Origin of the sequence: Exiguobacterium sp. PHA03 (assembly GCF_041945985.1) — a bacterium.
GTDB lineage: Bacteria > Bacillota > Bacilli > Exiguobacteriales > Exiguobacteriaceae > Exiguobacterium_A.
This window is the reverse complement of record NZ_JAUTYQ010000001.1, coordinates 1,680,365-1,703,973: the sequence shown is the minus strand read 5'-3', so window position 1 is coordinate 1,703,973 and position 23,609 is coordinate 1,680,365. Positions and strand designations below refer to the sequence as shown.

The 23,609-nt window shown below is 48.4% G+C and carries 28 protein-coding genes and 1 riboswitch; of the genes, 23 read left to right on the top strand and 5 right to left on the bottom strand.

Annotated elements, in window-relative coordinates:
* The 19 genes from Q7C19_RS08955 (at position 1) to Q7C19_RS08865 (ending at position 18,113) form a co-directional block, all read left to right on the top strand.
* The gene (locus tag Q7C19_RS08955) at positions 1–465 is read left to right on the top strand and encodes an S-ribosylhomocysteine lyase (RefSeq protein ID WP_375091962.1); all 465 of its coding nucleotides are present in this window, start codon (positions 1–3) and stop codon (positions 463–465) included.
* Entirely contained in the window at positions 462–1,385 is a 924-nt protein-coding gene (locus tag Q7C19_RS08950; RefSeq protein ID WP_035405994.1) for a PLP-dependent cysteine synthase family protein, read from the top strand. The genes Q7C19_RS08955 and Q7C19_RS08950 overlap by 4 nt, the downstream gene beginning before the upstream one ends.
* Entirely contained in the window at positions 1,378–2,544 is a 1,167-nt protein-coding gene (locus Q7C19_RS08945) for a bifunctional cystathionine gamma-lyase/homocysteine desulfhydrase (RefSeq protein WP_290752251.1), read from the top strand. The genes Q7C19_RS08950 and Q7C19_RS08945 overlap by 8 nt, the downstream gene beginning before the upstream one ends.
* Positions 2,545–2,601: 57 nt before the next feature.
* Positions 2,602–2,706: riboswitch (SAM riboswitch) on the top strand.
* A 78-nt stretch (positions 2,707–2,784) separates the two neighbouring features.
* Positions 2,785–3,807, top strand: a complete 1,023-nt coding sequence (locus Q7C19_RS08940) for a methionine ABC transporter ATP-binding protein (RefSeq protein ID WP_029342433.1) — start codon at positions 2,785–2,787, stop codon at positions 3,805–3,807.
* Positions 3,804–4,469, top strand: coding sequence for a methionine ABC transporter permease (locus tag Q7C19_RS08935; RefSeq protein ID WP_035406001.1), 666 nt, complete (start codon positions 3,804–3,806; stop codon positions 4,467–4,469). The genes Q7C19_RS08940 and Q7C19_RS08935 overlap by 4 nt, the downstream gene beginning before the upstream one ends.
* Before the next feature lie 32 nt (positions 4,470–4,501).
* Positions 4,502–5,329: a MetQ/NlpA family ABC transporter substrate-binding protein gene (locus tag Q7C19_RS08930; RefSeq protein WP_290752247.1), complete on the top strand. Its 828-nt coding sequence runs from the start codon at positions 4,502–4,504 to the stop codon at positions 5,327–5,329.
* Positions 5,330–5,408: 79 nt separating this feature from the next.
* Positions 5,409–6,659, top strand: coding sequence for an MDR family MFS transporter (locus Q7C19_RS08925; RefSeq protein ID WP_375091961.1), 1,251 nt, complete (start codon positions 5,409–5,411; stop codon positions 6,657–6,659).
* Positions 6,660–6,792: 133 nt separating this feature from the next.
* The gene (gene sufC, locus Q7C19_RS08920) at positions 6,793–7,578 is read left to right on the top strand and encodes a Fe-S cluster assembly ATPase SufC (RefSeq protein WP_023469158.1); all 786 of its coding nucleotides are present in this window, start codon (positions 6,793–6,795) and stop codon (positions 7,576–7,578) included.
* Positions 7,579–7,596: 18 nt separating this feature from the next.
* Positions 7,597–8,874, top strand: a complete 1,278-nt coding sequence (sufD, locus tag Q7C19_RS08915; RefSeq protein ID WP_023469157.1) for a Fe-S cluster assembly protein SufD — start codon at positions 7,597–7,599, stop codon at positions 8,872–8,874.
* A gap of 1 nt (position 8,875) precedes the next feature.
* Positions 8,876–10,099 (top strand): cysteine desulfurase, encoded by a 1,224-nt coding sequence (locus Q7C19_RS08910; RefSeq protein WP_035396382.1) that lies wholly within the window; start codon positions 8,876–8,878, stop codon positions 10,097–10,099.
* Positions 10,089–10,523: a Fe-S cluster assembly sulfur transfer protein SufU gene (gene sufU, locus Q7C19_RS08905; protein ID WP_023469155.1), complete on the top strand. Its 435-nt coding sequence runs from the start codon at positions 10,089–10,091 to the stop codon at positions 10,521–10,523. The genes Q7C19_RS08910 and sufU overlap by 11 nt, the downstream gene beginning before the upstream one ends.
* 36 nt (positions 10,524–10,559) lie before the next feature.
* Positions 10,560–11,957 (top strand): Fe-S cluster assembly protein SufB, encoded by a 1,398-nt coding sequence (gene sufB / locus Q7C19_RS08900; RefSeq protein ID WP_023469154.1) that lies wholly within the window; start codon positions 10,560–10,562, stop codon positions 11,955–11,957.
* Between the two features lie 85 nt (positions 11,958–12,042).
* Positions 12,043–12,594: a dihydrofolate reductase family protein gene (locus tag Q7C19_RS08895; RefSeq protein ID WP_375091960.1), complete on the top strand. Its 552-nt coding sequence runs from the start codon at positions 12,043–12,045 to the stop codon at positions 12,592–12,594.
* Between the two features lie 145 nt (positions 12,595–12,739).
* Positions 12,740–13,813 (top strand): acyltransferase, encoded by a 1,074-nt coding sequence (locus Q7C19_RS08890; RefSeq protein WP_035406017.1) that lies wholly within the window; start codon positions 12,740–12,742, stop codon positions 13,811–13,813.
* Positions 13,814–13,980: 167 nt separating this feature from the next.
* Complete coding sequence (locus tag Q7C19_RS08885; RefSeq protein ID WP_035406019.1) at positions 13,981–14,823, top strand: DUF72 domain-containing protein; 843 nt, start codon at positions 13,981–13,983, stop codon at positions 14,821–14,823.
* A gap of 21 nt (positions 14,824–14,844) precedes the next feature.
* Entirely contained in the window at positions 14,845–16,146 is a 1,302-nt protein-coding gene (locus Q7C19_RS08880; protein ID WP_375091959.1) for a bifunctional metallophosphatase/5'-nucleotidase, read from the top strand.
* A 62-nt stretch (positions 16,147–16,208) separates the two neighbouring features.
* On the top strand, positions 16,209–17,108 hold the full coding sequence (lipA, locus tag Q7C19_RS08875; RefSeq protein WP_035406024.1) for a lipoyl synthase: 900 nt from the start codon (positions 16,209–16,211) through the stop codon (positions 17,106–17,108).
* Between the two features lie 95 nt (positions 17,109–17,203).
* Complete coding sequence (locus Q7C19_RS08870; RefSeq protein ID WP_375091958.1) at positions 17,204–17,581, top strand: YutD family protein; 378 nt, start codon at positions 17,204–17,206, stop codon at positions 17,579–17,581.
* A gap of 85 nt (positions 17,582–17,666) precedes the next feature.
* On the top strand, positions 17,667–18,113 hold the full coding sequence (locus Q7C19_RS08865) for a general stress protein (RefSeq protein WP_214727844.1): 447 nt from the start codon (positions 17,667–17,669) through the stop codon (positions 18,111–18,113).
* 35 nt (positions 18,114–18,148) lie between these two features.
* Here Q7C19_RS08865 and Q7C19_RS08860 read toward each other — a convergent pair whose 3' ends face one another.
* Together Q7C19_RS08860 and glpX are read right to left on the bottom strand one after the other, a co-directional pair.
* On the bottom strand, positions 18,149–18,424 hold the full coding sequence (locus tag Q7C19_RS08860) for a DUF3055 domain-containing protein (RefSeq protein ID WP_023469147.1): 276 nt from the start codon (positions 18,422–18,424) through the stop codon (positions 18,149–18,151).
* A 35-nt stretch (positions 18,425–18,459) separates the two neighbouring features.
* A complete protein-coding gene (gene glpX, locus Q7C19_RS08855; RefSeq protein ID WP_035406031.1) occupies positions 18,460–19,440 on the bottom strand; it encodes a class II fructose-bisphosphatase in 981 nt (326 codons plus the stop codon).
* Between the two features lie 151 nt (positions 19,441–19,591).
* Here glpX and Q7C19_RS08850 point away from each other — a divergent pair, with 151 nt between their 5' ends.
* Both Q7C19_RS08850 and Q7C19_RS08845 read left to right on the top strand, forming a co-directional pair.
* On the top strand, positions 19,592–20,035 hold the full coding sequence (locus Q7C19_RS08850) for a DUF86 domain-containing protein (RefSeq protein ID WP_290752216.1): 444 nt from the start codon (positions 19,592–19,594) through the stop codon (positions 20,033–20,035).
* 6 nt (positions 20,036–20,041) lie between these two features.
* Positions 20,042–20,806, top strand: a complete 765-nt coding sequence (locus tag Q7C19_RS08845) for a TIGR01457 family HAD-type hydrolase (protein ID WP_023469144.1) — start codon at positions 20,042–20,044, stop codon at positions 20,804–20,806.
* Between the two features lie 42 nt (positions 20,807–20,848).
* Here the strand turns inward: Q7C19_RS08845 and Q7C19_RS08840 are convergent, their stop codons facing one another.
* A complete protein-coding gene (locus Q7C19_RS08840; RefSeq protein ID WP_012371190.1) occupies positions 20,849–21,076 on the bottom strand; it encodes a NifU family protein in 228 nt (75 codons plus the stop codon).
* A gap of 109 nt (positions 21,077–21,185) precedes the next feature.
* Between Q7C19_RS08840 and Q7C19_RS08835 the strand changes: the two genes are divergently transcribed.
* On the top strand, positions 21,186–21,482 hold the full coding sequence (locus Q7C19_RS08835; RefSeq protein ID WP_035406035.1) for a DUF1462 family protein: 297 nt from the start codon (positions 21,186–21,188) through the stop codon (positions 21,480–21,482).
* A 41-nt stretch (positions 21,483–21,523) separates the two neighbouring features.
* On the opposite strand, the gene Q7C19_RS08830 is transcribed toward Q7C19_RS08835, so the two are convergent.
* The gene (locus tag Q7C19_RS08830) at positions 21,524–22,576 is read right to left on the bottom strand and encodes an NAD(P)/FAD-dependent oxidoreductase (protein ID WP_290752211.1); all 1,053 of its coding nucleotides are present in this window, start codon (positions 22,574–22,576) and stop codon (positions 21,524–21,526) included.
* 92 nt (positions 22,577–22,668) lie between these two features.
* Between Q7C19_RS08830 and Q7C19_RS08825 the strand changes: the two genes are divergently transcribed.
* Positions 22,669–22,902, top strand: a complete 234-nt coding sequence (locus Q7C19_RS08825) for a YuzB family protein (RefSeq protein WP_023469141.1) — start codon at positions 22,669–22,671, stop codon at positions 22,900–22,902.
* 76 nt (positions 22,903–22,978) lie between these two features.
* Here the strand turns inward: Q7C19_RS08825 and Q7C19_RS08820 are convergent, their stop codons facing one another.
* Entirely contained in the window at positions 22,979–23,545 is a 567-nt protein-coding gene (locus tag Q7C19_RS08820) for an ECF transporter S component (protein WP_029342415.1), read from the bottom strand.
* Positions 23,546–23,609: the final 64 nt, after the last annotated feature.

The window sequence follows — 23,609 nt, the reverse complement described above, 5'->3', positions numbered from 1 at the left end:
ATGGCACTTCAAAAAATGAACGTCGAAAGCTTTAACCTGGATCATACGAAAGTCAAAGCACCTTATATCCGCGTCGCGGGTTATAAAGAAGGTAAAGTCGACCAAGTCGTCAAATACGATATCCGTTTCACGCAACCAAACGTTGAGCAAATGCCGATGCGTGCGATGCACACACTCGAGCACTTACTTGCTGAAAACATCCGTAACTACTCGGATGATGTCATCGATGTCTCGCCGATGGGATGCCAAACAGGTTTCTACATGGCGATGATGAACTTCGACTCGGTCGAAAAAATGAGCGAACTCGTTGAGAAGACGTTGAAAGACGTCCTCACAGCAGAAGAGATTCCAGCGCAAAACGAAGTCCAATGTGGATTTGCGAGCGCACATGACCTCAAAGGAGCGAAGCACTATGCCGAGAAAATGCTTGCCGGTCGTGATGAATGGGACATCGTCTTCGGATGATCGCGAACAACGTCCGCGACCTCGTCGGAAACACACCACTCTACGAGATCACTTCATTCGATTTGCCTGCTGGTACGCGCATTTTGGCGAAGCTCGAATGGATGAACCCTGGGGGCAGCGTCAAAGACCGCCTTGGCATTCAACTCGTTGATGCAGCAATCGAAAACGGACATGTGACACCAGGCGGTACGATCATCGAGCCGACAGCCGGGAATACCGGCATCGGCTTGGCGCTCGCCGCTAAAAAATATGATCTTCAAGTCATCTGTGTCGTTCCGGAAAAATTCAGTCAGGAAAAACAGACGTTGATGCGGGCACTCGGCGCAACCGTCGTCAACACGCCGACTGAACTCGATATGCAAGGGGCCATCGACCGGGCAAAAGAACTCGGTCAGGAAATTCCGAATAGTTACGTTCCGTTACAATTCGAAAACGAAGAGAACCCAGTCACGTATCAGCGGACACTCGGTCCTGAGCTGATGGCGGACTTGCCGCATATCGACTGGTTCGTTGCCGGTTGTGGTTCAGGTGGTACGTTCGCCGGAACAGCGGACTTCTTAAAACAACGTCTCGGTACAAAAGCAGCAATCGTTGAACCGGAAGGCTCCGTCTTGAACGGTGGTCCAGCCGGTCCGCATAAGACAGAAGGTATCGGTACAGCGAAATGGCCAAGCCTCGTGCCACGTGAACTCGTTGATGAGATTCATACGATTTCTGACCGTGATGCATTTGACGCGGTTCATACACTCGCTGCTCGCGAAGGATTACTCGTCGGTAGCTCAGCAGGGGCAGCGCTCGTTGCTGCGCTTGATATCGCGAAGCGTCACCCCGGCAGTACGATCGTCACCGTCTTCGCAGACAGTGCCGAACGCTATTTAAGCCAACAAATCTTTGAAAAGGTGGACGAAACTCATGCGTAAGAAGACAGCATTGATTCATGGAGGAACAGGTGTCGACCGGGCAACAGGAGCCGTCACACCTCCGATCTATCAAACAAGCACATACAAGCAAGATAAAATCGGTCAACTCAAAGACGGATACGAATATTCACGGACAGCGAATCCAACACGGACGAGCATCGAACGATTGATTGCGGATCTTGAAGGTGGCGCACGTGGTTTTGCCTTCGGTTCTGGGATGGCAGCGATTCATGCCGTCTTCCACTTGCTTGAGTCTGGCGACCACATCGTCATGACAGATGATGTCTACGGTGGTACGTTCCGCTTGATGCAACGCGTCTTACCGAAGTTCAACATTCAAGTGACATTCGTCGATACGACGGACCTTGCAGCAACGGAAGCAGCGATCCAAGACAACACGAAGATCGTCTACGTCGAAACACCGACGAACCCGTTGTTGAAAGTAACGGACATCGCAGCGATCGCAACGATCGCCAAACGTCACGATCTTAAACTCGTCGTCGACAACACGTTCGCGACACCATATCATCAACAACCACTCGCGCTCGGTGCAGACATCGTCTTGCACAGTGCGACGAAATACATCGGCGGACACTCGGACGTCGTCGCTGGACTTGTCGTCGTCAAAGATGATGCGCTCGGCGAAGAGATGCACTTCATCCAAAACTCGACAGGCGGCGTGCTTGGACCGCAAGACAGCTTCTTGCTCGTCCGTGGTCTTCGTACACTCGGTATCCGGATGGATGCGATCGAAGAGACAGCACATGATCTCGTTGCGTTCTTGCAAGCGCAAGACATCGTCTCGAACATCTTCTACCCAGGACTTGCATCGCATCCTGGTCACGACATCCAAGCGAAACAAGCGACTGGATTTGGTGGGATGATCAGCTTTGATGTCGGTTCAGCAGCGAACGCAGAAAAACTCGTCGAGGCGACACATTTCTTCACACTTGCTGAGAGTCTTGGTGCCGTCGAGAGCCTGATTTCCGTTCCGGCACGGATGACGCACGCGTCGATCCCAGCAGAACGTCGGGCAGAACTCGGCATCACGGACGGTCTCGTTCGGATTTCAGTTGGACTTGAGGATGCGGAAGATTTGAAAGAAGACTTAACACGTGCTTTCACGTTCCTCGAAAAAGTTTCTGAAAAAACTGTTTGACAACAAAAATAACCCCTGCTAATATTCAGAATATATTCTACAAACTTAATACCGAAACTCTTATCGAGAGTGGTGGAGGGACTGGCCCGATGAAACCCGGCAACCGCGGATCTAATCCGAAGTGGTGCTAATTCCAGCAGACAAAAGTCTGGGAGATGAGAGCAAATGGTTTTGTGTACTGAAAAGTGCGCGCGTTTGCTCTAAAACGCGCGCACTTTTTTTATTTTAGGAGGGACAGTTGTGATTCGTTTACAAGACGTAGGAAAGATTTATCGCTCAAAGCGCGGAGCGGTCGAAGCCGTCGCGAATGTCGATCTGACAATCGAGCGCGGTGAAATTTTTGGAATAATCGGTTATTCCGGAGCAGGGAAATCGACCTTGATCCGATTGTTGAATATGCTCGAAGCACCAACGAGTGGTTCGATTCAAATCGATGGTGTCGAAATGACATCACTGAAACCAAAAGAATTACGAGGCGTCCGCAAGAATGTCTCGATGGTCTTCCAGCACTTCAACTTACTCTGGTCACGGACTGTTGAAGAAAACATCATGTTCCCACTCGAACTCGGTGGCTTCCCGAAGGCTCGCCGTAAGGAACGAGTTGCGGAACTGATTCAACTCGTTGGTTTGGATGGACGTGAAAAAGCCTATCCGTCGCAATTATCGGGTGGTCAAAAGCAACGTGTCGGTATCGCTCGGGCACTCGCATCGAACCCGGACGTTCTCTTATGTGACGAGGCAACGAGTGCACTCGATCCGAAGACGACGGACTCGATTCTTGAGTTACTCGTCGACATCAATGAAAAATTGAAACTGACGATTGTCTTGATCACACACGAGATGCACGTCATTCAAAAAATCTGTCACCGGGTCGCCGTCATGGAGGCCGGTAAAATCGTCGAACAAGGACCGGTCGCAGAAGTCTTCCGTCATCCGAAGCAAGCGATGACGAAGGAATTCGTCAAACAATTGACGTCGCCATCGGAAAACGAGTTGACGTTCGCGAAACTCCGCGAACGCTACCCAACCGGAAAAATCGTTCAGTTGACGTTCGTCGGATCGACGGCGGAAAGTCCGATCCTCGCGGAAGTCATGAAGGATTCACCCGTCCTGTTCAATATCATCGGCGGAAACGTCGGTCAATCACAGGAAGGGGCGCTCGGTACACTGTTCATTCAGTTAATCGGGGAAACAGAAGCAACACAAGCGGTCATCACGAAGCTTCAAGCCAGTGATGTTGAAGTGGAGGTGGATCACCGATGATTTCATTCTTTGACAACCTAGACTGGGACATGGTGTGGGAAGCGACAGGCAGTACGATCTATATGACGGCAGTCGCTGGTCTTTCGACATTCGTTCTCGGTTTGATCATTGGTTTATTATTGTTTGCGACAAATGAAGAATTGTTGTTCAAAAATCGGGCGTTTTATTCGATCTTGAGCTTGATCGTTAACGTCTTCCGTTCGATTCCGTTCATCATCTTACTGATCTTATTGATTCCATTTACGAAAGCAGTCGTCGGTTCGTTCCTCGGACCAACAGCAGCATTACCGGCACTGATTTTAGGAGCCGCACCGTTCTACGGTCGGATGGTTGAACTCGCACTTCGCGAAGTCGATAAAGGTGTCATCGAGGCAGCTGAATCGATGGGCGCGACGAAGTTCCAAATCATCTACAAAGTCTTAATCCCAGAAGCATTGCCTGCTATCGTTTCTGGTATCACGGTTACACTCGTTGCACTTGTCGGTTACACGGCAATGGCCGGAGTAGTCGGCGGAGGTGGACTCGGGGACATGGCCTTCATCGAAGGATTCCAGCGTTCTCAAAACGATGTCATCGTCATTGCGACCCTCTTAATCTTAGCAATCGTCTTCGTCATCCAAATCATTGGGGACTTACTGATCCGAGCAATCGATAAACGTTAATTCAAATTTTATTCATATTGGAGGAATCATTCATGAAAGTTTGGAAAAAATTCGTAGGTACTGCCGCTGTATCCGTTTTAGCAATCAGTCTTGCTGCTTGTGGCGAAAAATCATCAGGAAGCGACGACAAGACACTCGTCATCGGTGCTTCGAACGTACCGCACGCTCAGATCCTCGAACACGTCAAAAAGGAATATGAAGCAAAAGGCTACAAGCTTGAAATCAAGAAGTTCCAAGATTACGTGCTTCCGAACAAAGCGCTCGCTGAAAAAGAACTCGACGCGAACTACTTCCAGCACGTACCGTATCTCGAGCAACAAGAGAAAGAAAACAAATCGTATAAGTTTGCGAACGCAGGTGGCGTCCACGTTGAGCCACTCGGTATCTATTCGAAGAAATACAAGTCACTTGATAAGTTACCAAACGGTGCAACGATCTTAACGAGCTCAAACGTCGCGGAACGCGGTCGTGTCTTGACGTTCCTTCAAAACGAAGGATTAATCAAACTCAAAGACGGTAAAACGACAGACGCGCAACTCGGTGACATCGCGGAGAACCCGAAGAAACTCAAGTTCAAGACGAACATCGAAGCATCGCTTCTTCCGCAAGCTTACAAGAACAATGAAGGCGACGCCGTCCTCATCAACACGAACTATGCGATCGATAACGGTTTGAACCCGTTGAAAGACGCGATCGCGTCAGAAGATGAGTCTTCACCATACGTCAACATCATCGTCACACGTGACGGCGATGAGAAAGACAAACGTGTCACAGCACTTCTTGACGTGCTGCACGAGAAGAAAAACCAAGATTGGATTCTCGACAAGTACAAAGGTGCGGTCGTTCCAGTCAGCAAATAAGTTCACCGAAGCCGGCATCCTTCCTATATAATGGAAGGATGCTTTTCATTTGTCTGAAACAGGGGTTAGGGGGAATCATATGCAACGCATACGTCAACTGCATCCGTTGACAATCGGGGTCTTGTTCGGGACGTTTTTCTCACGTCTCGGAACGTTCATTACGATGCCATTTTTCGCTATCTACATGACGACCGTTCTGAAGTTTGATCCGGTCGATGTCGGCTGGGTTCTCAGTATTTCGGCGATCGCCAGTCTCGTTATGAGTTTCATCGGCGGTACATTGTCGGACCGGTATGGTCGCCGGGCGATGATGCTCGCCGGAACGATCGGGTTCGCGATCGTCTTCATCGCACTCGCGCAAGTCGAGACGTTCTGGGCATTCTTCATCCTCAGTGCCTTGAACGGAGTCTGTCGTTCGATTTTTGAGCCATCCGCTCGTGCCTTGATCAGTGATACGACGGACGAAGCGAACCGATTGTTCGTCTTCAATATCCGTTACGCGATGATCAACATCGCAGCTGCGATCGGACCAGGAATTGCCTTACTGCTGAGTGCGGGGAATACGTCCGCAACGTTTTACATCACGGCGTTCGTCTATATGGCATACGGGGTGATGATTGGATTCTTATTTAAACGTCATCCAATCACTGAGACACATGGTGGCAAGAAGGTCTCGTTCGGAGCGACGGTTCGTCTGTTGCGGACGGATATCGCCTTTACGCTGGCACTCGCCGGCATCATCTTCGGGGTCTTCGGCTACAGCCAGTTCAATTCGACCTTGCCGCAATTCTTGACGGAGACGTCACTCCTTGAAGGCGGGAAGACACTCTATGCGATCTTAATCACGATCAATGCGATCACCGTCTTGATCGTGCAGTATCCGATCATGAAGTTTGGCGTCAAGACGTCACCGCTCGTTTCGATCACGACCGGGATTGCGACTGTTGCGATCGGACTGTTCGTCATGGGGAATGCAAACGCGATCTGGTGGATGATCGTCGCGATGTTCATCTTCACGTGCGGGGAAGTGATGATGTTCACGATGACCGACATCTTGACTGATCGCTTTGCGAAGCCGGAATTAAGGGGCAGTTATTTCGGGGCAATGGGCTTGACGTCGATCGGACAATCAATCGGTCCAATTGCCGGCGGACATTTATTAAGTTTATATGGAGCGGACCGTCCGTTACCGATTTTCGGGATTTTAGCGGGCTTGACATTATTCGGAATACCACTGCTCCTACTGTCACAACGGATTCATCGGACTTCGACGATCGAGGAACTGGAGGAACCGATGAAACTTTCGAATGATTCTCAACAAAACGCATGATTTTGAGAAAAAACAACGAGCGATGACGCTTGAATAATACGCCATGTTTCTTTAAGATTAGAATGATACTAAATTAGTAACGCTCGTGTTCTGAATCGTCAGTCACGAAATGAATAGATGGAGGGATTCTAACATGAAGGCTTCACACTTGAAGATTGAAGATCTACACGTCGCGATCGACGGCAAGGAAATCTTGAAAGGCGTCAACTTGGAAATCAAAGGCGGGGAAATCCACGCGGTCATGGGACCAAACGGGACAGGTAAATCAACACTCGCATCAGCATTGATGGGTCACCCATCGTACGAAGTGACATCTGGTTCAGTCACACTCGACGGCGAAGACGTCCTCGACATGGAAGTCGATGAACGCGCACAAGCAGGTATGTTCCTCGCAATGCAGTACCCAAGCGAAATCAGTGGTGTTACGAACTCAGACTTCCTTCGTTCAGCAATCAACTCGCGTCGTGAAGAAGGCGATGAAATCTCACTCATGAAATTCATCCGTGAACTTGATTCACAAATGGGTCTTCTCGAGATGCCTTCAGAAATGGCACACCGTTACCTCAACGAAGGTTTCTCTGGTGGAGAAAAGAAACGTAACGAAATTCTTCAGATGATGATGCTTAAACCAGCAATCGCGATTCTCGATGAAATCGATTCAGGTCTTGATATCGATGCACTTAAAGTCGTTGCAAAAGGTGTCAACGAAATGCGTTCACCTGAATTCGGCTGCTTGATCATCACGCACTATCAACGTCTCTTGAACTATATCGAGCCAGACTTCATCCACATCATGATGGGCGGAAAAATCGTCATGTCTGGCGGTAAAGAACTCGCACACCGTCTCGAAGCAGAAGGTTATGACTGGGTTAAAAAAGAACTCGGCATCGAAGACGTCGAAATCGAAACAAAAGCGTAAGACGAGGGAGGAAGCATGATGACTGTAGAACTGAATCTTGCAGTAAATCGCGAGGCAGTGGCAGAACGTGCGACTCGCTTAGGGGAACCATCTTGGATGGTCGCAAAGCGTCAAGACGCGCTTGATCTTGCCCCAACGCTCGCATTGCCAAAAGTAGAAAAAATCAAGATCGAAGGCTGGAACTTCACAGAAGGTACGACGGAACTTGAAACCGTCACTGGTCTTTCTTCAGATATCGAAGCATTGATCGGCGAAAACCGTGATCACATGCTCGTCACGCGTAACGGACAACTCGTCCACGCGCAAAACAGTGAAGCGGCGAACGGCGTCATCTTCACGACGCTCGAAGACGCATTAAAACAACACCCGGAACTCGTCGAGAAGTACTTCATGACTGAAGGTGTTCAAGTCAACGAAGATCGTCTTGCGGCATTAAACGCAGCACTTCGTAACGGCGGTACGTTCCTTTATGTACCAAAAGGCGTCAAGCTGTCTGTACCGATGCAAGCAATCTACACGCTTGAGCAATCAGGCGCTGCCCTTTACCATCACGCAATCATCGTTGCAGATGCTGACAGCGAATTGACGTATATCGAAAACTTCGTCTCTTACGGTGACGAAGCGCATAACGTCAACGTCGTCACAGAAGTATTCGTCGAAGACAACGCAAAAGTTCTCTTTGGTGGTGTAGATACACTATCTAAGGGTGCCATCACGTATATGAACCGTCGCGGTGTCGTCAAACAAGGCGCGAAGCTCGAATGGGCACTCGGTCACATGAATGACGGTCACACGGTCACAGAAACAAAAACACACCTCGTCGGAAACGATTCGTTCTCAGATACGAAAGCCGTTACGGTCGGTCGTGGAGAGCAAAAACAAAACTTCAACGTCCGTACGGACCATTTCGGTAAAGGATCAGAAGGTTTCATCTTGATCCACGGTGTCCAAAAAGACGCAGCAACATCCATCTTCAACGGAACGTCGATGATCCATCACGGCGCTTCGAAATCAAACGGCGTTCAAACGGAACGTGTCCTCATGTTGTCGGAAAAGGCACGTGGTGATGCAAACCCAATCCTCTTAATCGATGAGGATGACGTCATGGCAGGACACGCGGCATCTGTCGGTCGTGTCGATGAACTACAACTCTACTACTTGATGAGCCGTGGTCTTTCACGGAAGGAAGCAGAACGCCTCGTCGTTCACGGATTCCTCCAGCCAGTCGTCTCGGAACTTGCGATTGACTCGGTGAAAGAACGTCTCGTTCAAGTCATCGAAGGGAAAGTAAACTAATATGGGAATCGATGCATCCATCCGCAATCAGTTTCCGATCCTCGACCAACAGGTCAACGACCGGAAACTCGTCTATCTCGATAGTGCGGCCTCTTCGCAGAAGCCGCTCGTCGTCATCAATGCGATTGACGACTACTATAAGACGATTCATTCGAATGTGCACCGTGGCGTCCATACGCTCGGAACACGAGCGACGGATGCGTACGAAGGTGCGCGTGAGAACGTTCGTCGTTTCATCCAGGCGCAACACCATGAAGAAATTATCTTTACCCGCGGCACGACGACGGCGATCAACATCGTCGCGTCAAGCTATGGCATGGAGCATGTCGAAGAAGGCGACGAAATCGTCGTCACGTACCTCGAACACCATGCGAATCTCATTCCATGGCAACAAGTCGCTAAACGCAAAAAAGCGAAGTTGAAATACGTTGATTTGACAGCGGATGGTCGCGTAACGGTCGAAGCGGTCGAAGCACAACTGTCCGACCGGACGAAGATCGTCGCGATGGCACATGTCTCGAACGTCCTCGGTACGATCAATCCGATCAAAGAAGTCGCGCGTCTTGCGCACGCTCGAGGAGCCGTCATGGTCGTCGATGCTGCGCAAAGTGCACCACATCAACGGATTAATGTCACGGATCTCGACTGTGACTTCCTCGCTTTCTCCGCACACAAGATGTGTGGTCCGACAGGCGTTGGTGTTCTTTACGGGAAAAAGGCATTACTCAATGCGATGGAACCGGTCGAATTCGGTGGTGAGATGATTGATTACGTCGGTCTTGAAGAGTCGACGTTCAAACCGTCTCCATATCGTTTCGAAGCGGGTACACCGATCATTGCAGGTGCCGTTGGTTTATCGGCAGCGATTGATTTCTTAGAAGAGATTGGTCTAGAGAACGTCGAAGCACACGAACGTGAACTCGCGCAGTATGCGATGGCACAAATGCGTGACATCGACGGACTCACGATTTACGGTCCGGAAGAACGCGTTGGACTCGTCACGTTCAATCTCGGTGATGTCCATGCACATGACGTCGCAACCGTCCTTGATATGCAGGGAATCGCGGTTCGCGCCGGTCACCACTGTGCACAGCCCTTGATGCGTTGGCTCGGAGCGAGCTCGACGGCTCGCGCTAGCTTCTATCTTTACAACACGAAAGAAGAGGTTGACGCACTCGTGACAGGACTTCGCCAAACGAAGGAGTATTTCAGTCATGGATTTTAACAATCTCGATCACTTGTATCGTCAAGTGATCATGGATCATTATAAAACTCCCCGAAATCGCGGTGCGATCGAGGGGGGCGTCACGATCGACATGAACAATCCGACGTGCGGCGATACGATTCGTCTCCAGCTCGCGATTGAAGACGATGTCGTCCGTGATGCGAAATTTGACGGGGAGGGCTGCTCGATCAGCATGGCGTCTGCTTCAATGATGACGCAACTCGTCAAAGGTAAGACTATCGAAGAAGCCTTACGACTCGCGGATATCTTTTCGGACATGGTCCAAGGAAAAGACTATGACGACGAATCGTTCGACCTCGGGGACGTCGAGGCACTCTCGGGTGTCACGAAATTCCCGGCACGCATCAAATGTGCGACACTTGCCTGGAAGGCGCTCGAACGCGGCGTAGAAGAAGGGAAGTAAACTTCGGTCACAAGCAAGTAAGAGGAGGAAATGAACATGGCAAAGAACATGCCGGAAATTGGCGATTATAAATATGGTTTCCACGATCGCGATATCTCGATCTTCCGTTCTGGACGCGGCTTGACGACTGAAGTCGTCGAAACGATCTCGAAAATGAAGGAAGAACCACAATGGATGCTTGATTTCCGTTTGAAATCACTCAAGATCTTCAACGAACAAGCAATGCCAGCGTGGGGTGGCGATCTCTCAGAATTGAACTTCGACGATATCACTTACTACGTTAAGCCGTCTGAACGTGCAGAGAAATCGTGGGATGAAGTACCGGAAGAAATCAAACGTACGTTTGATAAGCTCGGTATCCCTGAAGCAGAGCAAAAATACTTGGCAGGTGTCTCGGCTCAGTACGAGTCAGAGGTTGTCTATCACAACATGAAGGAAGACCTCGAAGAAATCGGTGTCGTCTTCAAAGATACAGATACAGCCTTAAAAGAGAACGAAGATATCTTCCGTGAGTACTTCGGAAAATTAATTCCGCCAACAGACAACAAGTTCGCAGCCTTGAACACAGCGGTCTGGTCAGGTGGATCGTTCATCTACGTACCAAAAGGCGTTAAAGTCGACACGCCGCTTCAAGCCTACTTCCGGATCAACTCGGAAAACATGGGTCAATTCGAGCGGACGTTGATCATCGTTGATGACGAAGCATCGGTTCACTACGTCGAAGGATGTACAGCACCGGTCTACACGACGAACTCGCTTCACTCAGCGGTCGTTGAGATCTTCATCAACAAGAACGCTTACTGCCGTTATACAACGATCCAAAACTGGGCGAACAACGTCTACAACCTCGTTACGAAGCGTGCGATCTGTGAAGCTGGCGCAACGATGGAATGGGTCGATGGTAACATCGGTTCGAAACTGACGATGAAATACCCAGCCGTCATCCTCAAAGGTGAAGGTTCACGTGGTATGACATTGTCAATCGCAATCGCAGGTAAAGGTCAACACCAAGATGCGGGTGCGAAGATGATTCACTTAGCACCGAACACATCGTCGACGATCGTCTCGAAGTCGATCTCAAAACACGGTGGTAAAGTCACGTACCGCGGTATCGTTCACTTCGGACGTAAAGCGACAGGTGCACGTTCGAACATCGAATGTGATACGCTCATCATGGATAACCAATCGACGTCGGATACGATTCCGTACAACGAAATCCTCAACGATAACATTTCGCTCGAGCACGAAGCGAAAGTCTCGAAGGTCTCGGAAGAGCAATTGTTCTACCTCATGAGCCGCGGGATCTCACAAGAGGAAGCAACGGAAATGATCGTTATGGGCTTCATCGAGCCATTCACAAAAGAACTTCCAATGGAATATGCGGTCGAAATGAACCGTCTCATCAAGTTCGAGATGGAAGGTTCAATCGGATAATTCGTCTTACTCTCTCATCTGCGGATGAGGGAGTTTTTTCATGACTTGAGGAAAACGGGTATAGAGTGAAAAAGGAGGGGTTACTATGCGTGATATCGTTTATTCCTTTCAAGTCTCGCTTGACGGTTATATCGAGGATGCGTCAGGCAGCATCGATTTCGCTTCACCGGATGCGGAACTGCATCAGTACTTCAACGATTATGAGAGAGCGTTCGATACCCATGTCTATGGACGTCGTTTGTATGAAATGATGCAGTACTGGGAGACAGCGGATCAAGAAGACGAGCCGATCATCGTTGAGTATGCGAAAACGTGGCAGGCGCTTGAGAAGATCGTCTTCTCGCGAACGCTCGACGCTGTCGAAGGAATGGCGCGTCTAGCGACCACGTCGCTTGCCGAGGAACTTCAAGCACTAAAAGCCCTACCTGGGAAGCAGATTGCGATCGGGGGGGCGACACTTGCTGCTGAAGCGATTGAGCTTGGACTCGTCGATCGCTATCATGTTGTGATCTATCCTGTTCTACTCGGAGATGGGAAACGAATGTTTCCAGTGTTTGATCAATCACAAGCGCTACGGTTAGTCGAGACACACGTCTTTAAATCGGGATGTATCGTGTTATCTTATGAAAAAATCTAGTCTTTATAAAAAGAGTCTCTTATTTCAAAAGAGATTCTTTTTTTGTGACATTCAATAAAATTTGGATATTTTCATTTAATATGGGCGAAAATAGATTATAATAACTTTTGTAAAAAATCTATAAAACTGATTAAGGTGTGAAAAAATGAAATTTTATCAGGAAATTCCAGTCATTCGATCGATTGCGGCAATTTTGGTCGTCGCTGTCCATGTCATCGCTGGTCTCTATTATTCTCAAGGAGAATTTACAAACGAGGCAATCGGTTATATCAACCAGTTTGCTCGAATCGGTACGCCGATTTTTGCCATCATCAGTGCTTTTCTATTGATGTCGATGGTCCAGCGCAAAGGATTTAATCTTGGAACATTCGTTAAATCGCGTTTTTCTAAAATTTTCATTCCTTATCTGATTTGGAGTACCGTCTATCTCGTGTATCGTTTTCATGTAGAAGATAGTTTGAAGCCGGGTGTGCCGTTATCGGAGTACTTCCTTTATGGAACGGCGAACTTCCATTTGTACTTCATTTTGACTGTGCTTCAGTTTTATGTCGTCTTTCCATTTCTCGTAAGATTCAAGAAAGGAACCATGCTACTTGTTGCAACTGTGGTTGCGATGGGCGTCAACTATTTCTGGCTGACGTCAGGAAGCTTAACGACGAATAATGACTTCCTCAATCAAGTCGTCAACAGTCGCTCTTTCTTACTCAACTGGATCGCGTATTTCATGATGGGAATTACATACGCTGTTTATTATGAAGAAATACAACAGATTCTAAAACGTCACCGGACGATCTTGTTGCTCATCAGTGGATTGATTTTGGTTGATATTTGGGTCAGTATTGATTTGAACCGAATTTATACTTCGACGAATCTTGCGAACCTCGTGTATATCCCGTTCGTTCTTGTCGTTTTGAATTATGCTTTTCAATATGTGCAGAGAGATGCGACAGCAATGCGACTCTTTCAAACGATTGGAACACATTCGATGGGGATCTATCTGATTCATCCGCTCGTCATCCGCGGAATCGGTCGAACGGATCTCTTTGCTTACTTCGACTCTGCGAGTATGTTTGTTTGTGCGATGATCGTCACGCTTGCAGCTTCGATTTCTGTATCGTATGTCATCAGTCTATTGCCCTACGGTAACTATATCGTTCCGGTACCGAAACGAAGAGCGCCTGCTCCAAAAATCGTTGAGGCACAGACTTCTGCTTCATAATGAAAATCGTTAACTAGACATCCTTTTCCTTCCTGCATGAGTAGGGAGGAGAGGGATGTCTTTTTTCTGAAAAAGAGTGTTTGCTCAGGAAGCATTGAAGAAGAAATCCTGGATTCTGCTATGCTATGATAAATAGGTAGAATAGAACACGCGAGGGGGAAGAGAGCATGATATATATCGGTGTCACGGGCTGGGGAGATCATGATAGTCTCTACTTGACCCCGCAAGATCGAAAAGAAAAACTAGCTGCCTATGCTGGGCATTTTCCAGCAGTTGAGGTCGACTCGACGTTCTATGCGATTCAACCAGAACGAAACTATGAGAAATGGGTATCTGAGACACCGGACGGTTTCCGCTTCATCGTTAAGGTCCACCGCGCGATGAGTGGGCACGACCGGGAAAATAAAGATCCGCTCGGACCAATTTTTGAACAATATATCACGTCGATTGAACCGATGCGTAAGAGTGGAAAAATTGCGGCAATCCTTGTCCAACTTCCACCATGGTTCGATGTCAGTAAATTGCACTTGGAATACTTGCAAACGATCCGAAAATCGCTTGCTGGACTGCCTGTTGCGATCGAATTCCGAAATCCATCGTGGTACTCGGAAGCCTATCGTGAGCGGACGCTCCGTTTTTTGAAGGAACATCAGTTCATCCATACGATTTGTGATGAACCGCAGACGGAAGACGGTTCCGTACCATTCGTACCTGTCGTGACGCAGGAGACGGCATTCATTCGATTACATGGACGAAACAAGGCCGGTTGGTTAAAGAAACCGGGTCAAAGTAGTGACGATTGGCGAAAAGTCCGCTGTCTCTATCGTTACTCAGAAGATGAGCTACAGGAACTTGCAAGTCACGTCCGCGACGTTGCAGCGGAAGCAAAGGATGTCTATGTCTTTTTCAATAACAACTCAGCAGGAGATGCTGCCCCGAATGCGAAACGATTAATCGAAATTCTTGATCTCGACTATGAACTCGCGCCGCGACAAATCTCTTTGTTTTAAATCATCAAGGGGGGCTTCTGCATGAAGTTACACATCATTCACTATAATGATTTGCACTCACACTTCGACATGTGGCCTCGCTACATGTCATTCGTCAAGGAACACCGGACGTATGATTCGCTTGTTTTTGATTTAGGCGATCATGCTGACCGTGTCGATCCAGCGACGGAAGCGACAAAAGGAAAAATTAATACGCATTTATTGAACGCGTTGATGCCGACTGCTGTGACGATCGGAAACAATGAAGGGATTACGTTTCCGCACGACTGGTTAGCAGACCTCTATACGGAAGCAGACTTTCCAGTCCTTGTCTCGAATTTAGAAGCACCATTCGCCAAGCAAGGTGTCATTCATGAGTTACCGACGGGAAAAGTCGGTGTTTTTGGTCTGACGGCACCTTATATTGAACTATACGGATTACTCGGTTGGACGATCGAAGAACCATTTGACGTCGCGGCGCGCGAGATCGAACGTTTGCGCCAGGAAGTCGACGTCCTGATTTGTTTAAGTCACCTCGGATTTTATCAGGATGAAGAACTTGCGATGCGCTTTCCAGAACTTGATTTAATCATCGGTGCGCATACGCATCATGTCCTCGATGATGGTGTCGTCAAGAACGGTGTCTTAATCACGCAAGCCGGAAAACACGGTCAGTATGCGGGTGAGATTTATATGAATACGGATACGGGTGAGAAAGAAGCAGTACTTCATTCCCTACACGATTACGTTGAGGATGAGGCAACAGCGAAATTACTCGATCGAGAACAATATCTGGCGGAACAACAGATGAAGGAACCGATTGGCGAGACAGCGGGTCTAGCCAATGATTGGTTCAGTGAGTCGCCGTTTTCACAGTTGCTCGTCGAGACGATGCACGACTGGTGTGAGGCAGATATCGCTTGTGTACCAGCCGGTATTCTGCTCGGGTCGCTTCCACCAGGTCCCGTCTCTGCCTTTGATTTACATCGACTCTGTCCACATCCGATCAATCCTTGTAAAGTCACGATGACAGGAATGGAATTACAAACATTCCTCGATGAAGTCAACAAAGAACAGTTCGAACACTTAAAGGTTCGTGGTCTTGGATTCCGAGGAAAGTTGATGGGACGGATGCATTATGCTGGTTTGGCGGATCATCAACCGCTTGAGCTAACACGCGATTATTCTGTCGTCTTGCCGGATATGTTTACGTTCGGTCCATTATTCCCGGCCATCAAAGAGATGCCAAAAGAATATTTCATGCCTGAATTGTTGCGTGATTTGTTATTTGAACGCTTATCGGAGAAGTCGGAATATAATGAATTGCATGTTCGCAAACCCTGATTGTTTGTTATACTAAAGCAGACATTAATTGACTTTTTGGGGATGAAGGGGGAAGCGAAACCATGGGACGCGGAGAAATCCAACGTAAACCGGAATGGTTGAAAATCAAGCTGAATACGAATGAGACCTACACAGAATTAAAGAGTATGATGCGCGAGAAAAAGCTACATACTGTCTGTGAGGAAGCAAAGTGTCCGAATATCCACGAGTGTTGGGCGGTACGCCGGACGGCGACGTTCATGATCCTTGGAAGTATCTGTACACGTGCGTGCCGTTTTTGCGCCGTGACGACAGGACGTCCGAACGAACTCGATCTCGAAGAACCAAAACGTGTCGCGGAATCGGTCCGTTTGATGAACTTGAAGCACGCGGTCATCACAGCGGTCGCACGCGATGATCTGAATGATTTCGGAGCAGGCGTTTACGCTGAGACGGTTCGTGAAGTTCGTCGGATGAACCCGGAGACATCAATCGAAGTCTTACCTTCAGACATGGGTGGGAATTTCGAAGCTCTGAAAACATTGATTGACGCACAACCAGACATTATGAACCATAACATCGAGACGGTCCGCCGTCTGACACCAACTGTTCGTGCAAAAGCCACATACGACCGGACGCTTGAATTCCTTCGTCGTTCGAAGGAGCTCGCACCTGAAATTCCAACGAAGTCGAGCTTGATGCTTGGTCTTGGTGAGACATGGGAAGAGATTCTCGAAACGATGGATGATCTTCGCGCAAACAACGTCGACATTATGACGATCGGTCAGTATCTCCAACCGACGAAAAAGCACCTCGACGTCATCAAGTACTATACACCGCAAGAATTCGCTGAACTGAAACAGATTGCGCTTGGTAAAGGCTTCTCACACTGTGAAGCTGGTCCACTCGTTCGTTCATCGTATCATGCAGATGAGCAAGTCAACGCAGCGAAAAAGAATAAAACAGCACTCCCGATCGACTAACGATCAACGACCGTTCGAGCAGCTGACTCGGACGGTTTTTCGTCTGTCAGGAGAAATGGAATATGCTATGATAAGAACAGCAGGAGGTGGGAATAATGATACAAGTCAATCGGGAACGTTATGAAGTCGTCGAAGAGAAACGGGAAGGCTTTAATGAAGAAGCCTTCATCGGTCGTTTCAGCGATGTCCTTGAAAAATATGATTATATCGTGGGCGACTGGGGGCACGGTCAATTACGACTACGTGGCTTCTATGAGGATCAACACGAGAAAGCGACATTCGATACGAAGATTTCGCATGTGGCTGATTATCTCTACGAATACTGTAACTTCGGATGTGCCTATTTCATCGTCAAGAAGGTCGGATTGGTAGAAGGAGAAGAAGCACCACCTCGCTTCGACGGTTCTTCATCCAATACGTTGAAGTTGAAACGGAAGTTCGCACCTGCACCAGACAAGATTGAAGGCGAGTAATCAAACTGTCATACAGAAAAGCGTTTTTAGTGGAAGGAATTCGGCTATTACTATAAGTATCACGTACCTATAGGAGGAATCATCCATGCGAATCGTTGGAATTTACTCATCCGTACCAGAAGTCGTCAGTGCCGTGCACGATCTCCGTGTTGCGGGTGTCGTCTCGACTGATTTAAAAGTCTTAGCACACGACAAATACGATCTCGAACAAATCGAGGAATTGGCGGATCTAAACAACCAACAGACATCCACGCGTCTGTCGCAGGAAGATCATCGTAATCTATGGCAGGAAATCAAGAGTATCTTCAAAAAAGATGAATCGGTCTCTCATGGAGATGCCATCCACGGAAGTGGCTTGACGAAGGAAGACGTCGATCGTGCGAATCATGCAGTCGAAAGCGGTCAATTCGTGTTACTCGTCGGTGATGAAGCGGATCAGCATTCAGAGCGCCGTGCTCATGACGAGTCAGATAATACGAACGTCTTCAGCGGACCGAACACACTAAATGAACGAAACGATCGTCTCTTATAAGACAAAAAAGCCTTCGTCCGCGACGAAGGCTTTTTTCATAGACCGATATAAGCGCGAAGATACATTTCGAGTTCCGTTGCCGCATCGTCTTCGACGTCAAACGCCGTTGCGATGTAGCCGGGTTCATCGAAATCATCCGCGCCGATGATTGCATAGCGATTCGATAAGAGATTCAAGACGAGAATCTTACCGTAAAAATGTTCCGAATGCGTGATGGCGAGATCAAACCGACTGGCTTCTCCAATCCAACTGACGAAGCGTGTCTTCGTTTGTTCGACATCATCGTATAAAAAATCACGTTCTTCCATCATTCAGCTTCCCTCATTTCCCTAACGTCTGTTTCAGATTAAAGGGTTTGGGGGACTTTTTGCAAGTATGGTTTACGCGATAAGCTATGCTCGGCGATCACTTTTCGGATTGTCCGTGTTTTCGAACGCATGACGAGAGATGTCGTTTCAACGATATCATCCGTCAAGAACTTCACGCCATCGAGCATTTCGCCTGTCGTGACGCCTGTTGCTGCGAAGATGCAGTCGTCGCTTTTGATCAGGTCGTCGAGCGTTAAGAGTTGAAGTGGATCCGCTAGACCCATTCGGATGACGCGAGCTGTTTCTTCTTCGTTCAATGGATGTAAGCGTGCTTGCATATCGCCACCCATCGCTTTGACGGCAGCAGCCGTGATGACACCTTCAGGCGCACCGCCTGTTCCGATGAAGATATCGATTCCTGTCGCAGGAGAAAGTGGTGCGATTCCAGCTGAGACATCACCGTCTTCAAACAGACGGACGCGTGCGCCCATCCGCATCGCTGCTTCGCGGAAATGATCATGACGTGGACGGTCTTGCATGATGACCGTGACGTCCTCGATCCGTTTATTGTTATATTGTGCTGCCTTTTCGATGATGACTTCAAGCGGGTCGTCGAGTGAGACGTGCCCTTTCAAGTTCGGTCCGACTGTTAATTTATCCATATACATATCGGGTGCGTGGAGCAGGGCGCCTTGATCGGCGACGGCGATGACGACCATCGCATTGCCAAGTCCTTTAGCGACGATATTCGTTCCTTCGAGCGGATCGACGGCGATATCAACGATTGGACCGTTCGCTGTTCCGACACGTTCGCCGATGAAGAGCATCGGTGCTTCGTCGAGCTCGCCTTCACCGATGACGACCGTTCCGTTCATGTTGACCGTATTCAAGACTTCGCGCATCGCAGTCGTTGCTGCGTCATCCGCTTCATTTTTCTTACCGCGACCAATCCATTGAGCAGAAGCTAGTGCTGCTGCTTCCGTAGCGCGTACGATTTCCAATGCGAGTTCCCGTTCCATGTATATAACCTCCACGTCACCAATGTGACATACTATTTTCAGCAAAAATCTAAATTGAGGATAACACATTGGTGAATGTGATGCAAATGACCTTTCTGCTTTTCAGGATTGCTGGATAACGATAAAATGGAGAATGTGAGGGGGAATGAAGATGTATTTCGTCAATCGTCAAAAAATCGAAGAGACGGTCGTCTGTTATGAGACAGCACTTCGACAAAGTAAGGAAATTACGGGGGATCCGGTGACGACGGCACTGGCTATGGAGCGGATCGGTTTTTTAGTCATCGAGAGTGTCATCGATATCGGAAACAGTATGATTGATGGATTCATCATGCGGGATCCGGGAAGTTATGAAGATATCATCCTCATCCTAGAAGATGAGAAGGTGATTGATGGACCGCTTGCGACGAGTCTGAAAAAGCTCGTTGCGTTACGTACGTTGATCGTCCGGTCATTCACACAGTCGAGTATGGCGGAGATTCGGGCGATACTTGAGACAGAGGAAGCAGAACTACGTCGTTTTCCGGAAGCGATTCGCCGGTATATCGAGACAGAACTCGGACCGGTGTCTGCATTTTTACCAAACGAGGAGTGAGTCAGGATGAAGGCAAAAGGCTATTTATTTGATTTAGATGGAACGATGTATAACGGAACGGAACCGGTAAAAGAAGCGGTCGATTTCGTCAATCGTCTGCAAGCAGAGGGCATTCCGTACTTGTTCGTGACGAATAACGCGTCGATGACGGCAGAAGCCGTGGCAGAGAAACTACGCGGGATGGGTGTTCATTCCGATGCGAAACACGTTTTGACGAGTGCGATGGCGACTGGTCGTTATATTGCTGACCTGTCACCAAAAGCGCGCGTCTATGCGATCGGAGAAACAGGACTGATCGACGCGCTTGAACGAGAAGGGTTAGACGTCGTCGCAACCGAAGCGGCAGATTACGTCGTCATCGGTCTCGATCGTCAAATCACGTACGAAAAACTCGCTGTTGGTGCACTTGCGATTCGTGCCGGTGCCCGGTTTATTTCAACGAACGGTGATATCGCGATTCCGACCGAACGTGGTTTCCTGCCAGGTAATGGTGCTTTGACGTCCGTCCTGCGCGTGACGACGGAGAAGGAACCGTTCTTCATCGGTAAACCAGAACCAGTCATGGTCGATATCGCGACAGAAATGATTGGTCTGTCAAAAGAAGACGTCATCATGGTCGGAGACAACTACCATACGGACATTCTTTTCGGGATCAATGGAGGTATCCGGACGATGCACGTCAATTCTGGCGTCCATACACCAGTCTTCATTCAAGGGCAGGATCGTCAACCGACATACATGGTTGATACGTTAGCTGAATGGATTCTATGAATCAAAAAATCCCGAACGAGAATTCGTTCGGGATTTCATGTATTAGAAGACTTGTTCGACTTCGACGACGCCAGCGACTTCTTCAAGAAGGGCACGTTCGATACCGGCCTTCAATGTGATTGTTGAACTTGGGCAGCTACCACAAGCTCCCATCAAACGGAGTTTTACGATTCCGTCTTCTACATCTACGAGTTCAACGTCTCCTCCATCACGAAGAAGGAACGGACGCAATTTTTCAAGAACTTCATTCACTTGATCAAACATTTCCATGCGTAAACACATCCTTTCGTATAGTTTCATTGTAACAGGGTTGAAAAATGTTCTCAATCTGGAAAACTTGTATACTAAAGAGGAGTGAATTGAAAAGGGGGACTTCAAGATGGAAATCACGGTTTACGGAACAGCGGTCACCTGTCCGAGTTGTGTCGGGGCACCTAGCTCGGAAGAGACATTCAGTTGGCTACAAGCCGTCCTCGGGCGGAAATATGAGCAAGCGATGACGCTTCGCTATGTTGATTTCGAGACAGCAACATCAGATCAATGGACGGAAGCGCTGAAAGAGGATGTCTATTTTTATCCACTGATCGTGCTCGATGATGAGATGATTGATGAGGGGTACGTCAAACTCAAGACGATCACAGCGGCAATCGATGCGAAGCTGAATCAGGCGGGATGAACGAAAAAGAGGTATCCCAAAGCTTGGGACACCTCTTTTGCTCATTTAATCTTTTTGTGTTTCCATAAGACACCGGACTTCAAGAGACGTGGGACTTTCCCCGTCAGTGCTTGTTTGCCCATGACGATTCCGAAACCATCTGATTTTCCGAGTGAACCGAGCATCCCGCGCAGTTTAATTTCTGGCAGCTTCGGTAATTTCTTTCCTTGCCACTTGGCTTGTAAGACATCGACGACTTGTTCTGCCTGATGTTCTGCGAGTTGACCACTTGGTGCATACGGTAGACTTGCACAATCACCGATGACGAAGACGTTATCGTATTCCGGTACGTGATGATGTTCCGTCAATTTGATCCGACCGCCACTATCCGCAGCAAAGCCGAGATCGCGTACAACTTTGACCGGCTGCGTACCAGCTGTCCAAATCGTTAAGTCGGATGGATACGTATCGTCGCCGTTTCGCACATCGTCCGCTGTGACGAGCGTGACATTCGAGTTGTTGATGACTTCAACGTCATGTTCCTCGAACCATTCCTGAACGTAAGACGAGACTTTATCGGATAAGAACGACAAGACGGATGGACCGCGGTCGAATAGACGAATCGTCAAATCCTTCCGGCTCTCATGTAGTTCACTGGCGAGTTCGACACCAGATAGACCAGCACCGACGATCGAGACAACGGATTCCGGTGACAGACCATAAATCGCTTGTTGTGTCTTCCGTGATTCTTCTAGTGTCTGGATGCTGTATGTAAATTCTTGAGCACCCGGAATGTTGTGGTATTTATCCTCGCAACCGAGGGCGATGATTAAGTCATCATAGAATAATTCTGATCCGTCCTGCAGATGGACTGTATTCGTCTCTGGTGAGATTTTGATGACATGTCCATATTTATAGGTAAGATGTTTCCCCTCCGGAAATTCAATCCGGACATCCCGATCTGATAATGTACCTGCTGCGAGTGCGTAGTATTCCGTTTTGAGTGCGTGGTACGGTAGACGGTCGACGAGCGTGACGGCAACTTCCTCGTCCTTGAATCGCTCACAAATCCGCATTCCACCATAACCTCCGCCGAGTACGACCAATTGCTTCATAACGTAAAATCCCCCTTAGTTCCCCTAAATCAGTCTGACCTTGTATAATACGACATGAGGCAGGTCGTTTCCTGCTTGAAGGAGGAAAAAAAGTGAATCCGATTATTGAATTTTGTATTAGTAACTTAGCGGCTGGTACACAGGTCGTCATGGAGCAACTTGAACGTGACCCGAATGTTGACGTCGTCGAATACGGTTGCCTCGGTTATTGCGGGATTTGTTCGCTTGACCATTTTTGTCTCGTAGATGGTGAGACCGTCGTAGGTGAAACGCCGGAAGAGTTGCTTGAAAAGATTTACCTGAAAATCGAAGAGAATGAGCTGTGAGCATGGACAGCCAAAAAATCCCCTCGTTCGTCTGAACGAGGGGATTCGTGTCCGTCAGCGGGCGCAGCTTTTCGGATCAGGCAGATTGTTGACGGCGCATCATCCATGGGCGTAGTTTCAAGAACAACGGAATGAAGAGTGCCGAGATGAACAAAGCCTTGATGACGTTAAACGGTAAGATACCGGCAGTGATCGCTGTCCATTTGACAGCTGGATCCGCCATGTAATCCATACCGAGGAACCATGCATACGCTGGAAGGATCAAGATATAGTTGAGGATCGCAAGACCGAGTGCCATCGTGATCGTACCAGCGACGAGACCAGTTGCGAGACCTTGTGTTGATTTCTTTTTGTGGTAGAACCAGCTGACAGGTAGTACGAATGCGACGCCTGCAGCGAAGTTCGCGAATTCTCCGACCGGAACACCACTTCCGCGGAAGATGTAGTATAACACGTTCTTCAATGCTTCGACGATGACACCTGCGACCGGTGAGAACATGATCGCTGCGACAAGAGCAGGAACATCACTGAAGTCGATCTTCAGATAGTTTGGTAAGAACGGTAGTGGAAAATTGATAAGCATAAGAACAAATGAGATTGAACCTAACATTGACAGAGTGACCATTTTTTGTGTGCGTTTCATACGAGTATTGTCTCCTTTTGCTCGTTCCTCTCGATGAAGTATTGGCATGACTGCGACCATAAAG

What these genes read in the sequence shown, in the direction of transcription:
- Q7C19_RS08955 (WP_375091962.1), top strand. Translation starts at nt 1, where the DNA reads ATGGCACTTCAAAAAATGAACGTCGAAAGCTTTAACCTGGATCATACG.
- Q7C19_RS08950 (WP_035405994.1), top strand. Translation starts at nt 462, where the DNA reads ATGATCGCGAACAACGTCCGCGACCTCGTCGGAAACACACCACTCTAC.
- Q7C19_RS08945 (WP_290752251.1), top strand. Translation starts at nt 1,378, where the DNA reads ATGCGTAAGAAGACAGCATTGATTCATGGAGGAACAGGTGTCGACCGG.
- Q7C19_RS08935 (WP_035406001.1), top strand. Translation starts at nt 3,804, where the DNA reads ATGATTTCATTCTTTGACAACCTAGACTGGGACATGGTGTGGGAAGCG.
- Q7C19_RS08930 (WP_290752247.1), top strand. Translation starts at nt 4,502, where the DNA reads ATGAAAGTTTGGAAAAAATTCGTAGGTACTGCCGCTGTATCCGTTTTA.
- Q7C19_RS08925 (WP_375091961.1), top strand. Translation starts at nt 5,409, where the DNA reads ATGCAACGCATACGTCAACTGCATCCGTTGACAATCGGGGTCTTGTTC.
- sufC (WP_023469158.1), top strand. Translation starts at nt 6,793, where the DNA reads ATGAAGGCTTCACACTTGAAGATTGAAGATCTACACGTCGCGATCGAC.
- sufD (WP_023469157.1), top strand. Translation starts at nt 7,597, where the DNA reads ATGACTGTAGAACTGAATCTTGCAGTAAATCGCGAGGCAGTGGCAGAA.
- Q7C19_RS08910 (WP_035396382.1), top strand. Translation starts at nt 8,876, where the DNA reads ATGGGAATCGATGCATCCATCCGCAATCAGTTTCCGATCCTCGACCAA.
- sufU (WP_023469155.1), top strand. Translation starts at nt 10,089, where the DNA reads ATGGATTTTAACAATCTCGATCACTTGTATCGTCAAGTGATCATGGAT.
- sufB (WP_023469154.1), top strand. Translation starts at nt 10,560, where the DNA reads ATGGCAAAGAACATGCCGGAAATTGGCGATTATAAATATGGTTTCCAC.
- Q7C19_RS08895 (WP_375091960.1), top strand. Translation starts at nt 12,043, where the DNA reads ATGCGTGATATCGTTTATTCCTTTCAAGTCTCGCTTGACGGTTATATC.
- Q7C19_RS08890 (WP_035406017.1), top strand. Translation starts at nt 12,740, where the DNA reads ATGAAATTTTATCAGGAAATTCCAGTCATTCGATCGATTGCGGCAATT.
- Q7C19_RS08885 (WP_035406019.1), top strand. Translation starts at nt 13,981, where the DNA reads ATGATATATATCGGTGTCACGGGCTGGGGAGATCATGATAGTCTCTAC.
- Q7C19_RS08880 (WP_375091959.1), top strand. Translation starts at nt 14,845, where the DNA reads ATGAAGTTACACATCATTCACTATAATGATTTGCACTCACACTTCGAC.
- lipA (WP_035406024.1), top strand. Translation starts at nt 16,209, where the DNA reads ATGGGACGCGGAGAAATCCAACGTAAACCGGAATGGTTGAAAATCAAG.
- Q7C19_RS08870 (WP_375091958.1), top strand. Translation starts at nt 17,204, where the DNA reads ATGATACAAGTCAATCGGGAACGTTATGAAGTCGTCGAAGAGAAACGG.
- Q7C19_RS08865 (WP_214727844.1), top strand. Translation starts at nt 17,667, where the DNA reads ATGCGAATCGTTGGAATTTACTCATCCGTACCAGAAGTCGTCAGTGCC.
- Q7C19_RS08860 (WP_023469147.1), bottom strand. Translation starts at nt 18,424, where the DNA reads ATGATGGAAGAACGTGATTTTTTATACGATGATGTCGAACAAACGAAG.
- glpX (WP_035406031.1), bottom strand. Translation starts at nt 19,440, where the DNA reads ATGGAACGGGAACTCGCATTGGAAATCGTACGCGCTACGGAAGCAGCA.
- Q7C19_RS08850 (WP_290752216.1), top strand. Translation starts at nt 19,592, where the DNA reads ATGTATTTCGTCAATCGTCAAAAAATCGAAGAGACGGTCGTCTGTTAT.
- Q7C19_RS08845 (WP_023469144.1), top strand. Translation starts at nt 20,042, where the DNA reads ATGAAGGCAAAAGGCTATTTATTTGATTTAGATGGAACGATGTATAAC.
- Q7C19_RS08840 (WP_012371190.1), bottom strand. Translation starts at nt 21,076, where the DNA reads ATGGAAATGTTTGATCAAGTGAATGAAGTTCTTGAAAAATTGCGTCCG.
- Q7C19_RS08835 (WP_035406035.1), top strand. Translation starts at nt 21,186, where the DNA reads ATGGAAATCACGGTTTACGGAACAGCGGTCACCTGTCCGAGTTGTGTC.
- Q7C19_RS08830 (WP_290752211.1), bottom strand. Translation starts at nt 22,576, where the DNA reads ATGAAGCAATTGGTCGTACTCGGCGGAGGTTATGGTGGAATGCGGATT.
- Q7C19_RS08820 (WP_029342415.1), bottom strand. Translation starts at nt 23,545, where the DNA reads ATGAAACGCACACAAAAAATGGTCACTCTGTCAATGTTAGGTTCAATC.